The 13,146-nt window shown below is 24.4% G+C and carries 12 protein-coding genes, 2 pseudogenes and 1 riboswitch; of the genes and pseudogenes, 8 read left to right on the forward strand and 6 right to left on the reverse strand.

Annotated features, from left to right (window positions below; all coding sequences use genetic code 11):
- Positions 1-779: pseudogene (locus Q0J90_RS00860) on the reverse strand (TreP protein); the annotation flags it as partial.
- Between the two features lie 264 nt (positions 780-1,043).
- On the opposite strand from Q0J90_RS00860, the gene Q0J90_RS00865 reads away from it, so the two are divergent.
- The gene (locus Q0J90_RS00865; protein WP_297276123.1) at positions 1,044-2,069 is read left to right on the forward strand and encodes an adenine methyltransferase; all 1,026 of its coding nucleotides are present in this window, start codon (positions 1,044-1,046) and stop codon (positions 2,067-2,069) included.
- A gap of 19 nt (positions 2,070-2,088) precedes the next feature.
- Positions 2,089-2,265 (forward strand): hypothetical protein, encoded by a 177-nt coding sequence (locus Q0J90_RS00870; RefSeq protein WP_297276124.1) that lies wholly within the window; start codon positions 2,089-2,091, stop codon positions 2,263-2,265.
- A 3-nt stretch (positions 2,266-2,268) separates the two neighbouring features.
- Here the strand turns inward: Q0J90_RS00870 and Q0J90_RS00875 are convergent, their stop codons facing one another.
- A complete protein-coding gene (locus Q0J90_RS00875; RefSeq protein WP_297276125.1) occupies positions 2,269-2,685 on the reverse strand; it encodes a hypothetical protein in 417 nt (138 codons plus the stop codon).
- Positions 2,686-2,786: 101 nt separating this feature from the next.
- A riboswitch (cobalamin riboswitch) is annotated at positions 2,787-2,933 on the forward strand.
- A gap of 62 nt (positions 2,934-2,995) precedes the next feature.
- On the opposite strand from Q0J90_RS00875, the gene Q0J90_RS00880 reads away from it, so the two are divergent.
- From Q0J90_RS00880 to Q0J90_RS00905, 6 genes are all read left to right on the forward strand, one after another.
- Entirely contained in the window at positions 2,996-3,478 is a 483-nt protein-coding gene (locus Q0J90_RS00880; protein ID WP_297276126.1) for a hypothetical protein, read from the forward strand.
- A 22-nt stretch (positions 3,479-3,500) separates the two neighbouring features.
- Positions 3,501-4,073, forward strand: a complete 573-nt coding sequence (locus Q0J90_RS00885; RefSeq protein WP_297276127.1) for a hypothetical protein — start codon at positions 3,501-3,503, stop codon at positions 4,071-4,073.
- A 24-nt stretch (positions 4,074-4,097) separates the two neighbouring features.
- Complete coding sequence (locus tag Q0J90_RS00890) at positions 4,098-4,619, forward strand: hypothetical protein (RefSeq protein ID WP_297276128.1); 522 nt, start codon at positions 4,098-4,100, stop codon at positions 4,617-4,619.
- A gap of 90 nt (positions 4,620-4,709) precedes the next feature.
- Entirely contained in the window at positions 4,710-6,653 is a 1,944-nt protein-coding gene (locus Q0J90_RS00895) for a TonB-dependent siderophore receptor (RefSeq protein ID WP_297276134.1), read from the forward strand.
- A gap of 425 nt (positions 6,654-7,078) precedes the next feature.
- On the forward strand, positions 7,079-7,312 hold the full coding sequence (locus Q0J90_RS00900; RefSeq protein WP_297276129.1) for a type II toxin-antitoxin system HicB family antitoxin: 234 nt from the start codon (positions 7,079-7,081) through the stop codon (positions 7,310-7,312).
- Positions 7,309-7,590, forward strand: a complete 282-nt coding sequence (locus Q0J90_RS00905) for a type II toxin-antitoxin system HicA family toxin (protein ID WP_297276130.1) — start codon at positions 7,309-7,311, stop codon at positions 7,588-7,590. Before Q0J90_RS00900 ends, Q0J90_RS00905 begins: the two co-directional genes overlap by 4 nt.
- Before the next feature lie 28 nt (positions 7,591-7,618).
- Here the strand turns inward: Q0J90_RS00905 and Q0J90_RS00910 are convergent, their stop codons facing one another.
- The 4 genes and pseudogenes from Q0J90_RS00910 to Q0J90_RS00925 all read right to left on the reverse strand — a co-directional run.
- Positions 7,619-8,884 carry an HNH endonuclease gene (locus Q0J90_RS00910; protein ID WP_297276131.1) on the reverse strand — a complete coding sequence of 422 codons (1,266 nt, stop codon included), beginning with the start codon at positions 8,882-8,884 and terminating at the stop codon, positions 7,619-7,621.
- 523 nt (positions 8,885-9,407) lie between these two features.
- A complete protein-coding gene (locus Q0J90_RS00915) occupies positions 9,408-10,181 on the reverse strand; it encodes a DUF2262 domain-containing protein (protein WP_297276132.1) in 774 nt (257 codons plus the stop codon).
- Positions 10,182-10,447: 266 nt separating this feature from the next.
- Positions 10,448-11,248 carry a DUF2262 domain-containing protein gene (locus Q0J90_RS00920; protein WP_297276133.1) on the reverse strand — a complete coding sequence of 267 codons (801 nt, stop codon included), beginning with the start codon at positions 11,246-11,248 and terminating at the stop codon, positions 10,448-10,450.
- A gap of 234 nt (positions 11,249-11,482) precedes the next feature.
- A pseudogene (locus Q0J90_RS00925) lies at positions 11,483-13,146 on the reverse strand (molybdate metabolism regulator); the annotation flags it as partial.

Below are 13,146 nucleotides of genomic sequence, written 5' to 3' on the forward strand. Positions count from 1 at the left end.
ACTTTTTTAAAAGCTCCGTAAACTCCTGAATTATAAACTAGAAATGAAAAATGAAGTTTAGTCTGCATTCTATTCCAAAACTCATTATACTTTTCCATTCCGAATCTTTCCTGAAGATATTGAGAAAAAAGTCCTCCGTATTCATAATAAACATTTCCGTAAGGGTTTTTAGTCCATAAATAGGAAGCCTGCATAGGAGTTCTGAAATCGCCTTCAAATATATCCTGTCTTAATCTTTGCCTAACTAAAGGATCATTAGCACGTCCGAATCCTGTTAAACTCTCCATACTTACAGGAGCACCTTCTATCATAAAAGGCATAGCATTAATATGCACAAAAGAAGCCCAATTACCCATTACTTTAGTAGCTGTACCTGTATTCTCTGAAGCCATTGAAAGCAAATGCGTAAGTTCATGTATGAATACGCTTTCAAAATTATTGCTGAAGCTTGTGAAATTTTCATCCAAATTTGTATCATATAATATCAAACTTGAATAAGGTATTATCATTGCAGCAGAATTAAACAAATTAAAATCCGGTGTTATGGTTATTGGAATTTTTCCTCTTACTGTACTATTTAAAGTTTTAGAATATTTTTCATATATTTCATCAGCAACTTTTGCAAGATTTTCTGCTGTTCTTCTTGATTCCATTGGAAAAATGATTTCAAACTTTTCTGTTTGTATAGTATAAAGTTTTCTAAACGGTTTAAAAGTCTGCGAATAGATATTGGCAGAAAGTATAAATAAAATAGATAAAAATAAAAAAAGTTTTCTCATAAATAATTATTGTTAGTATATTATAGTTTGGTATTTTTGCAATAAACAGTTTATTTTAGATTAGAACAAATTAAACATATATATAATTTTTTTTTTATAAAATCATAATTAAAGTTAATAATAATTTTATAAAAATCAAATGCATATAATATATTTTCATTATAGATAATAAACTGAATAATCAAATATAAAATATACTTGTAGATTTAAGATTGTATGATAATATAACCCATACTAAAAATTATAGAACTGTATTTATGAATTATGAAATATAATGTTATAAGAAATAAAGATTATGATTTTATAAATGAAAATTATTCAGACTTATACCCAAATATTCATAAATATCCTGCTACAATGCTTCCGCAAATAGGTGTAAAAATACTGCATGAATTAAATATTTCTAACGGCATTTTACTTGATCCTTATTGCAGTTCCGGCTCATCTTTCTCAAGCGCTCTGGAATGCGGAATAAATTATATGGCCGGATATGATATCAATCCTTTAGCAGTATTAATATCAAAAGTAAAATTTACTAAAATATCATTAAACTCGCTGGCAAAAGAAAGAGAGCATTTATATAATGAGATTATTAACTTAAAATATAATAAATCATTTATGATTACTCAGCCTAATGTAACAAATATTGATTTTTGGTTTTCAAAAGAAGTGATAAATAAACTAATGATTCTAAAATATTTTATTTATAAGACAAATAACAAATTAAGAAATTTTTTATTAATACCTTTTTCAGAAACAGTAAGAGAATGTTCTTATACAAGAAATAATGAATTTAAACTATATAAAATGAAAGAAGAATATATATCTAATTTTAATCCTAATGTATTTAAATTATATTTTGAAAAATTAGATAAATTAATTTCTATATATAAAGATTTTTATTTACCAAAATTAACTAATAATATTAATATAAAAATAAAATGTTCAGAATTAAAAAATGAAAAAAAACTATACGATGTAGTTTTAACAAGTCCTCCTTACGGCGACAGCAAAACAACAGTTGCTTATGGACAATTTTCAACTCTGCCTAATGAATGGATGGGAATTGAATATGCTAGAAAAATTGATAATTTATTAATGGGAGGAAATAAATCTAAAACACTTTTTACTAAAGGTATAATATCAGATTACATTAATGAAATAAATCTTTCTAATAATAAAAGGGCATTAGAGATTTCATCATTTTATTATGATTTAGAAAAATCAATTATGAATGTATCTAAAGCAGTTAAAAAAAAATGGAAAAATAATATATGTTGTAGGCAATAGAAGAGTTAAAAATATAGAATTGCCTACAGATCAATTTATAGCAGAAAAATTTGAGGAAAATGGATTTAAACACTTATTAACTTATAAAAGAATATTAAGCAATAAATCTATGCCTTCAAAAAATTCTCCTGAAAATAAAAAAGGCAAAACTTTAAATACTATGCTGTATGAATACATTGTAGTATGTGAAAAATAATTTTTATATAATATTATTTTTAAGAATGTAAATTCCCAAAGAAATTAATCCCAATCCTAAAACAGTACTTAATATATAAAGAATACTATCAGAAAAAGGAAGTTTTATCTCTCTTGGTTTATCCGCATCATACCATAAAGGCATTTTATCTCCTGCTTTTCTAAATGGATAATAACTTTTTAGAGTCGTATATAATGTTCCGTATTTATCTGTTTTATAACTTATAAGCATTGTGCTTTCATATCTAGTTTTTCTATATTTATATACTCTTTTTCTATTATACTGTTCAACTACTCCTACAGTATGAATATAATTTTTTGTACCAATAAAAGAAAAAAATCCTATTATTCCAATCAAAGTTAAAACTATTCCAGCAAAAAATACTGATATTTTTACTATTATTTTATTCGTATTAGTCATAATTAAAACCTATTATTGATTCTATCATACGCAAAAATAAAATCAATTATGTTTTTATATTAACTGCAAATTATATAAAACTTGATAAAAAATTTTTTTTGTTTATAATATGAAAATATTTTATAAATTACTTTTGATTTATATACAGGGGAATGAGGGTGAAAATCCCACGCTGGCCCGCAACCGTAAAGTATAGAGATTGTTTTTCTGTCGAAGTCGGAATACCTGAAATTAATAATCAAGTCGAGTGCACTAGGTTATATATGCACTCCTTTATAAAATTGCTAGAATTTTTAAAAGGAGTTTTTTTATGTCAAATATAAAAACTAAATTATTGTTTATAGCTTTAATGTTATTGTTTGCTGTATCATGCTCAAATCCATCAACAAATCCTTTACTTACCCAAAACCCAAAAAATTACTTGATAAATGTCTGGGAAAATCCAAGTTATAAAGGAGAAATATATGAATACAAAGAAGGATATTTTTACTCTTACGGAGGAGGATACGGAAGCATTACTTATTCTATTACTGCAGATGAAATAGTTTGGGGTAAAGATAATACATCAGGAATAATATATGGAAAATATCTTGAAAGCTGGGATAAACCATCCATTGGAAAATATTATGCTGTATCTTTTAAAAACTTAACAGCAAACAGCATTTCTATTTCAGGAGCATATAATCCCGACGGAACATATACAGCTGCTACTTTGGAAGAAGCTAAAAAAATATTTACTATAGAAAATAATTCTTTTTCTGCATATTCAGACTGCATACAATACAGCAAATGATTTTATAAATTAGGAAACAATTATGAAAAAACAAATTAAAATTTTATTATTTATACTATCAATATTAATACTCTCTTCATCATGTGCAAAACATTCGGCAACTGATCCTAGATTAGATAATACAGATAACAATGCATTTAAAGGAGTATCTATAGGAAACGGTTATGACGGAACTGTTTATTATGGAAATAAATCTTTTACTGGAAGAATAACGCAAGAGAAAATCGAAGAGTTATGGAAAACTATGGTTTCAGATAAAACAGTATACAATAACAGCAGCTATCAATTAGTAACTGGAAATTTTAAAAGCGATGCCCACTATTATGAAACCACTTGGAACAACGGAACAGCACCAAGAACAGAATTTAGAAAATGTATAGTACAGCATTATAATGGTAAAGATTATATAGCCGGTATATACTGGGATAATAAAACAGGTGTTGGAATGCTGATAAGATACAGGCTTATTATAGTAGATGAAGACGGTGCTGAACAGGCATGGTATGGCGGCGGAAGTTCTGAAAATACAATTCCAGATGAAAATACAACTGATTGGGTCAAATATTGGTTTGTATTCGGATATATAAAATTATAAATATTAAATGGAGATTATTTTTAAATGAAAAAAATTTTATTACTTATTTTATTAATATCAATAATAGTATCATGTTCTAAATCGCCTACAAATCCAATATCGCAAAGAAGCGGATATAAACTTCTTACAGATGATTATATTTTATCTCTATCTTGGAGCGATAAAAGAAAACAGGATTATTTCTACACTAATTGGATGAATACTTTTACCAATCAAACCATAATACCTGCAGGAGTAACAACAAAAACCAGAAAAACTGACAGTAAAGCAACATATTTAGAGGATGGTACAGTTTTAGGAAATTTTATATATGCTACAAATATAGAATGGAAAGGAACTAATTGGATAGGCGCTTTGTATGAAGATCCAAGAAGAAACGGACAAGACAGCAGATGGATGATTTTTCATGTAGATTTAGAAGGAAATTTTATGCTTGCATCAGCATTTGGTACAGGTGCTGTAAATAATGCCCCTACTGAAGATGATTGGAAAGGAATATTCAATCAATGGGGATCCTATGCAACTGGGATTTTAAATTTAAATTAATAATATTTTATATTTTTATTTTTAATGAAGATTAATTATATGGAAGGAATAATGATAAAAAAAATAATCTTTCCTAAATACTTTTTTATTATGAAACATACATCAATACTAATTATTTTATTATCAGTGAATATTTTATACTCTCAAACCTATTTAATAAGAGAGCTTAAAGGAAATATTTGGGTTACTTCTCAAGTTGAAATGACTAATAACAATGAGTCTGTACAAACTAATAGAAAAGCCAAAGAGCCTATTAAAGTTAATAATAGGATTATAACTTCTGAAGAAATAGAGCGAATGGGATATAATAATGCTCAGGAAGTATTGGCCAATCAGCCTGGATTTGTAAATAAAGGCAATTATATGGGAAATGAAGTTGTTGATCCTGCCGGAGCCAATGGGGATAATATAAAAATATATATTAACGGAATTCTTATGAACACGGCAAAAGGAAATGCAGATGCCGGAGTTGATTTAAGAAGAATACCTGCCAATTTAATAGAATCTATTGAGATTATAGTAAACTCTATTTATATAACAACTAAAAGTCCGAATCAGGATATTACTTTAATATCTTTTGCTTACGGAGCTTACAACACCATAAGACCCTCTATATTATTTTCAAAAAAAATAGGAGATAATCAAATATTTACATTCACTGCAGATTCATACTACAGCGATGCTAATTATTATTATGATTTTACAAATTTAGCAGGAAAAAGAATCACAGGAAATTTTAGGGATAATAGGCAGTTTATAATAAACTCATCTGCTAATTATAAATATATACTTCCTAATGATGATTATATAAATGCTTTTGTAAATGTATCATATTCTGATTCTGCAGCACAATACCAGATTCCTCCTATAAGCTATACGGATTCTTGGTTTACATTTACAACCGCTGCATCGTCAATATCTTATAATGGTTTTTCAGATATTTTAGATTATAATATAAATCTCAGTTATTTATTTGATTCATTTGTAGACAGACCTTATTTTAAAGACGGAAAATTTATTTCTGACTATAAATCTCATGCTATAGCTTTAAATGCATCGCTAAAAAGAATGGATGAGCTTCTGCCTAATACAATAACATTATACAATCAATTAACACCGGAATACAGATACGATATTTTAACAGAAGACACCAATTCAATAGAAACTAATTTTTATTATTATCCGCAAAGACATTCTCTATCTATAAAATATGATATGCAGCTTTCATTCGGATATTGGGATGATTCAACTCCTATATTTTCATTATTGCCAAGTATTAAATATGAATATCAAAATGAACATTTTACAAATAATCAAAATAATAATTATCTGGCGTACAATGCAGCATTTAATTTAAACTTCTATAAAGGATACAGTTTATATTTCTCATATTCAAGCGATTATACTTCGCCCACATTCAATGATTTATATTACGGAACATTCAGCAATCCTAATCTTAAGCCGGAAACATATAATCAAATACTTACAAAATTGACATTGGAGCCTATAACAAATTTAACTATAGAAGCTTCTTATGCATATACTGAATACACAAATAAAATAGTTTGGTATAATGCTGTTCCTGAAAATGTTGACTCTGCCGTTTCTCATATATTTAATTCAAGCATAGGATATCAAATACCATTTCTTAATTTTAATAAAATATCGGCAAAGATAGGATATTCATATCAGATTGCAAATCTTGGAAAAAATAAATTGCCTAAAATAGGACTTCTTGAACATGCAGTAAGTGCATTATTAGGATACGACTTCATACCTAATTATAAAGTATTAAGTTCATTTTCAATTAATTTTATATATACATATTCTGCCCCAAGGCCATTAACAGAAAATAAGCCTATATATTACAGTGAAGTATTCCATGACTTTAATATATCGTTATATTCTATATGGTTTAATCATTTAATAGTATCTATGAATTTTAAAAACATTTTTAATAGAACTCCTCAGCTTTCAACTTATTCGGTTGCCAAGCCTTTTACTTGGGAAATTGAACTAGGATATAATTTTTAGTAATAAAATGAATCATAACTACAATTAAATTACAAGCAAATCAATATTATAAATTTTATTCTGTATGCGGGAAATAGACTTTAACTCTAAAAAATATTGGGCGGGCAGTAAAAATAGCTAAACAAATTAACAAGAAAAATAAAATTTAAATACAATAAAAGATTAAAAATCTAGAGGGTGGGCAAATGTAATTTAAGTTTTAAAACTTTATTACATACCCCGCCCTTTATTATTTATAACTAACTTTTGAATTTTAATATTAACTATCTTTATAACTTATTTAGAAATTTCAGCACCCGCCCAAGCGTTAATTAAGTTTAGAATCTATAAATATATTTGAATGTATAATAAATAAAAATTACGGTTTTAATTGCATAATAAGTAAAAAACTATATAATAAAAAATATTTATTAATAGGATTTTATATGTCTAAATATGATTTCAATATTATTATAGAGCAAGATGAAGATGGAATGTATATAGCAACAGTACCAGCATTAAAAAGCTGCTATACTCAGGCAAAATCAATAGATGAGCTATATATAAGAATAAAAGAAGTTATAGAACTTTGTCTTGAAGTAGAAGAATCCAACTATTTAAAAGATAATTACAAATATAATAAACTTATAAAAGCTGACAAGGTAGAAGTTATTATATGAGTAAATTATCCATATGTGATTCAAAAACTATGATAAAGATTTTAATATTACTGGGATTCAAAGAATTAAGACAAAAAGGAAGCCATAAATTCTTTATTAATGATAAAGGACTTACTACTGTTATACCTATTCATAATGAAGATTTAACAAGAGGTTTAATCAGAAAAATTTTAAAAGACATAAATATCGCTATAGATGAATATGAAAAATTAAAAAAAAGCAATTTAATTATAGAAATAAACCTTCAAGCACCTTTGCTAAACTTTCTAAAAGCCTGAACAGTTTGCACAGAACCGTAGCAAAAAACTATTTTAAATCTAAATTAATTATATATTTAAAATCAGTTTTTTTATTTTCATTACAATCTAATATTCTATAATTGTTTGATTTTATATAAAATATATCTTTAAATAAATTTATTACCTCATCTTTATTTAAAAAATTATTTCTATCATTTTTAGAAAACGGTATTATATAGTAGAAAGACATAAATCTGCAATTTAATTCTGCACATGTATATGGAATATTATAATCATTATTTTTTCTAATATAAACATATAAATATGGTTTATTTAAATGGTCAACAATATTAAAATGATTATTAAAAATAACTATTGGAATTTTCGTATTGGTATTTAAATCTTTTAGCCATTTAATTGTATCAGAAAATATTTCTATTTGTTTATAATCAATAACTCCTAAAGCTATTTTACATAAAGTTTTATAAATATTGTATAAATTAATATCTTTGATAATTTCAAATTTATATTGTTGTATATTATATAAGGTAATTTCAGGATTTTTTACTGTAAAAGTTAATATATCTTTTTTATTTAAATTGTCATATTCAATATTAAAATCATTATTTAGTATTTTAGGAATTCCTCTTTTTCCTTTAATACAAAATAATGTTTTTGCAACATCTAAAAATTTAGAAAAGTCTTGTTCTATATTTTCATTAAACCAAGAATTACATTTGTCGCATTCCAAACTATCTATTAAATGACCGCCTATATTTTCAGGTATTATATGAGATTCATTAGAAAAATATTTTTTATCTGAATTATTACAATATTTACATACTTTAGGTTTAATTTTATAATTAAATGTATATTTCCCTTTATCATCATAATAAATTGTTGTTATAATATTAAAATATTTAGAAATATACTCTTTATAGTTTTTTACATATTTTTCATCTATATTATATACTTCTTGTAACTTTTCTTCTGAAATTTCTAATATATCTGAAATACAATAAATACTATTTGTTGTATAAATTTCTATAAATAAAATAAAAGGTTCACCATTTTTTATAATTTTTAGTTTGTTTTTTATTTTATGATTATATTTATTTGAATAATATTTATTTATAAAATTAGATAAATTATTAATGATATTATCATTCATTATAATTATTTGAAATGGTTGATAGTCTATTTGATTATTAATTATTTTATATTCAAATCTAAAAACATTAAAAAAATCTAAAATAGCTATTTTATAATATAAATTAATATTATATATTTCTTGTAGTAAGTAATGAGTAATACAAAAATTAATTTTATACATTTAATAATTATTCCTTAAAAAATCATATTCAATTATAAATCAAATAAGCAAATCGGCAACAATATATAAAATGATATCTAAACAATTTTAACGCACGGTAAACAAAATATTAACTATAATAAAATTACAAGCAAATCAATATTATTAATTTTATTCTGCGTGCGGTAAATAGATGTTAAATTTAAAAAAATATTGGGCGGGCAGCTAAAATAACTAAACAAATTAACAAGAAAAATAAAATTTAAATACCATAAAAAATAAAAATTCTAGAGGGTGGGCAAATGTAATTTAAGTTTTAAAATTTTATTACATACCCCGCCCTTTATACCTTATGACTAACTTTCGAATTTTAATATTAACTATCTTTATAACTTATTTAGAAATTTCAGCACCCGACCAAGCGTTAATTAAGTTTAGAATTTACTTAACGCACGGTTAGCTAAATTTTATAATACAATAAATTTTAATTATAGATAAACTTATATTTTAAATTCGTTCTGCGTGCGGAAAGAAATATACGAATTTAAAAAAACATTAGTTCAGTAATCGGTTTAAAATTAAATTCCCAATCACTATTTACTAGTATTGTAGGTACGTCAACATTATCAAAATAAAATGTTATGCAGTTTTCAGAGTATATACTTATAGATGTTAAACTTATTGATTTTATGAATTCTTCTTTATCCATATTATGAGGCTTAAATATACTTTCTGCTGCACACTCTTTTAATTTTATATCAATATTTTTTTTATCAGCAAATATTTTTTTGATTATATCAACGCTTTGTTTATTAAACTCTTCGTCAATATTATCAAAGAGTATTAAAATATTACTATCAGTCCAAGGCATCTCTTTCTTAAAACTGTTTATATCTTTATTAAGCACAAAATCGCCTAATTCCTCATCTTTGTAATAAATAATCTCTGAATATTTTTCTAATATGATATTTAAATCATCATCTTTATAATCATTGTCAACTATATCTTCAAGTAAAAAATTAATATAGAAGTCGTCAGGATCTTTTTCTTTTCTAACCTTCAATCTTACTATGCTTTCATCTTTGAGTATTTTTAAATATTCTTCAGGTTCTTTAACTTTTTTGTGAATGATGATATGAGTATTTTCTATAATTACATTAGCTGCAATATTTTTTAAAGCGATAGCTGAAACAAATAAAGTATAATATTTATCCCAAGGTATTTTATTGTATTTGCAGCATGATCTTTTCAGTATGAATGCCATATCAAAAATTTCATCATTAAAATCTTTATTAAAATCTTCAATTTCTTTTTCCATTTTTATATCCTGTTCATATTGTAATATGTTAATATAAAATATCAATAATAAATTTTAAAATTTTTATTAATACCCCGCCCTTTATTCTCTATAACTATATTTTAAATTTTAATATTCATTATTATTTAGAAATTATAGCCCCCACCCAAGTGTTGATTAAATTTAGAATTTCTTTAACGCACGGTGAGTAAAATTTATAATATGATAAAAATTTGAATTATAGATAAACTTATATTTTAAGCTTTGTTTAGCGTGCGTAAAATTAATTATCCTATTATATAAGGCTCTGCAAAATTAAAATCGTAGTCGCTGTCCACTGCTATTACATGTCCAGAGAAAATATCTCCGTCATCAAAATAAAATGTTATATTATTTTCGTATATAATAGTTATAGATGTTAACGTTATTAATTTTATAAACTCTTCTTTGCTTATATGAGGCTTATCATCATCATTCCAGCTGTTGGCATCTTCAAGCATATTTTCTGATATATAGTCTTTTAGTTTTTTGTCAACATCTTTTTTATTAGCAAATATTTTTTTGATGATATCAGCACTTTTTTTATTAACTTCTTTATCAATATTTTTAAAGAGAACTGAAATATTATCATCATTCCACTCTATATTTTTACTAAACATGTCTATAGACTTATCAAACTCAAAATCTCCTAATTCTTCATCTTTATAATAAACAGGCCTAGAATATTTTTCTAATATAATATTTAAATCATCATCTTTATAATCATTATCAACTACATCTTCAAGCAAGAATCTTATATATAAATCAGATGAATCTTTTTCTTTTCTCACCTTTAATCTTACTATTGTTTTATTTCTGAATATCTGAAAATAATGATTTGTATCTTCAATTTCTTTTACTATAAGCAAATTTTCATTTTCTATAATTTCATTGGTAATAATATTTTTATATGCAATTGCAGATACCAATAAAGTATAGTATTTTCCTTTTGACTTACCAGCTGATAAATTTTGTTTTTTTAAAACGAATGCTATGTCAAAAATTTCATCATCAAAATTGCTATTAAAGTTTTCAATTTCCTTGCTCATTTTATATCCTTTATATTTAGTAGTTTCATATCTTTTATTATACTATTTATCAAATATTATTCTATTTTTTCAACGATTTTTAATTTGAAAGCATCATCAATTTTTTGTAAGTCCCAATATTTAATTATTTCTTTATAAATATTTTTTATGATTCTTTTCCTTCATTCGCTAATTTTTCTACTTCGCTTCTTACAATACTTTCATTATTATTTATTACTGATACACAATGATTTTTTACTTTTTTGATTTTGCGGTGTCGAGAACTTTGAAAACAAAATCAAATTTATTATCTATCAAATCTTTTAGCTCATCACTGAAAATATAATCAATAAATGATATAGTTCCTTGAATATTTGCTATTATAGAAGTGATAAATGATTTATCTTCAATAATAGATTCTGTTTCTTCTATATTATTTTTTATAAGTGTGATAATATCATTTTTTAATTCTAATAATGATAAATAAATATCTTTTAGCGGCACTTTTTTATCATTAACTAATTTTTCTTTAATTGATAAAATATCTCTGTTATAGAATATTTTCTGAATAGAAGTGTAAATATAAATTTTACCGTTTATTCCGTAATGCTTTAATAATTTAGTAGTAATTTCTGAGGCTTCATCATTGATACCATCAAAAGACATTATGGCTGATAAATAATGACTATAATGATTATCGTAACGGTTTTCTTTTATATATTTAATGCTTTTAGAAATTATATCATCAAAACTTTTAATAGGTATAACTAATTCTAATGACTCAACACATTTTTCTTTTAACTTTGCTACAATATAATCAGCATCAATATTATATTTATTATCACCGCTTGCAAGCATAATTGATGAAAGCATAGCATAAAGTATATTATACTCTAGATATGAATGTTCCAATTTTGATTTTTCTATTATCTCATAAAGTTTATAAAAAGTTTCTTTGTCTTCATCATATAATTCTTTTGCTTCAAATATAAGTCCTGAAATAAAAAGAGCATTGTTATTAAGTATTGTGCTTAATAAAATACATTCTTTAGGGAAAGAACATATTTCTAAATATGCAGGTATAAGTTTATTTGTGTAGTAATAAGATTGTTTGTTTTCTAATCCTTTAAATAATCTTTTATACAATTTTACTGCTTTTCTCATTTCAAGTTCTATATTTGCAAGAAAATAAATGATGTTATTATCTTTATTTAGAATATTCATTAATCTTTTATACACTTCTTCATCTTTATCAACTATACTAAAAAGTAATGATATAGTTTCTTCATCATTGATTTTTAGAGAGTCTATATAATTTAATAATTGTTTAATTAGTTTTTTATCATCATCTCTATTTATAAGGTATACCAAAATAGTTAATAATAAATGAGGCTCTTTATCCAATAATATTTCATTGTCGTTTTTTACTTTTTCTAAGTATTGATTAAAGTCTTTAGATATATAATTTTCTAATTCTAAAAACCTATAAAAATTATCTACTTGTATTTGTATATATTTAAGTCCGTCATTATTATTTAAACGTATTTTATCATATTTCGTATCATATATATGTCTTTCAAATGTATTATTATAACTTTCTATTAATGCTTTTTCTAAATCTTCGCCAGTAGATAATCTTAAAATTATATGAACATTTTTGTCTTTGTATATATCTTTTATTATAGCTTCAGCGTATCTTGACAGAGCTTTTTTATCTTCTTCTTTAGTATTTTCATCAAAATAAAACTTAAAAATATCTTCAGCTTCATAACCATAATAATTTCTTAAAGTAGGGCAGCTGTTTGACTTTCCATAAAAATAATCAAGAAATGCATTCTTATTATTTTCATATTGGAATATTCTTTCAAACTTATTTCTTATTTGTTCTTCATTACTGATATTATTCTCCATAGTTAGTA

This window comes from uncultured Brachyspira sp. (assembly GCF_944390595.1).
Lineage (GTDB): Bacteria > Spirochaetota > Brachyspiria > Brachyspirales > Brachyspiraceae > Brachyspira.

What these genes read in the sequence shown, in the direction of transcription:
- Q0J90_RS00865 (WP_297276123.1), top strand. Translation starts at nt 1,044, where the DNA reads ATGAAATATAATGTTATAAGAAATAAAGATTATGATTTTATAAATGAA.
- Q0J90_RS00875 (WP_297276125.1), bottom strand. Translation starts at nt 2,685, where the DNA reads ATGACTAATACGAATAAAATAATAGTAAAAATATCAGTATTTTTTGCT.
- Q0J90_RS00880 (WP_297276126.1), top strand. Translation starts at nt 2,996, where the DNA reads ATGTCAAATATAAAAACTAAATTATTGTTTATAGCTTTAATGTTATTG.
- Q0J90_RS00885 (WP_297276127.1), top strand. Translation starts at nt 3,501, where the DNA reads ATGAAAAAACAAATTAAAATTTTATTATTTATACTATCAATATTAATA.
- Q0J90_RS00890 (WP_297276128.1), top strand. Translation starts at nt 4,098, where the DNA reads ATGAAAAAAATTTTATTACTTATTTTATTAATATCAATAATAGTATCA.
- Q0J90_RS00895 (WP_297276134.1), top strand. Translation starts at nt 4,710, where the DNA reads ATGAAACATACATCAATACTAATTATTTTATTATCAGTGAATATTTTA.
- Q0J90_RS00900 (WP_297276129.1), top strand. Translation starts at nt 7,079, where the DNA reads ATGTCTAAATATGATTTCAATATTATTATAGAGCAAGATGAAGATGGA.
- Q0J90_RS00905 (WP_297276130.1), top strand. Translation starts at nt 7,309, where the DNA reads ATGAGTAAATTATCCATATGTGATTCAAAAACTATGATAAAGATTTTA.
- Q0J90_RS00910 (WP_297276131.1), bottom strand. Translation starts at nt 8,884, where the DNA reads ATGTATAAAATTAATTTTTGTATTACTCATTACTTACTACAAGAAATA.
- Q0J90_RS00915 (WP_297276132.1), bottom strand. Translation starts at nt 10,181, where the DNA reads ATGGAAAAAGAAATTGAAGATTTTAATAAAGATTTTAATGATGAAATT.
- Q0J90_RS00920 (WP_297276133.1), bottom strand. Translation starts at nt 11,248, where the DNA reads ATGAGCAAGGAAATTGAAAACTTTAATAGCAATTTTGATGATGAAATT.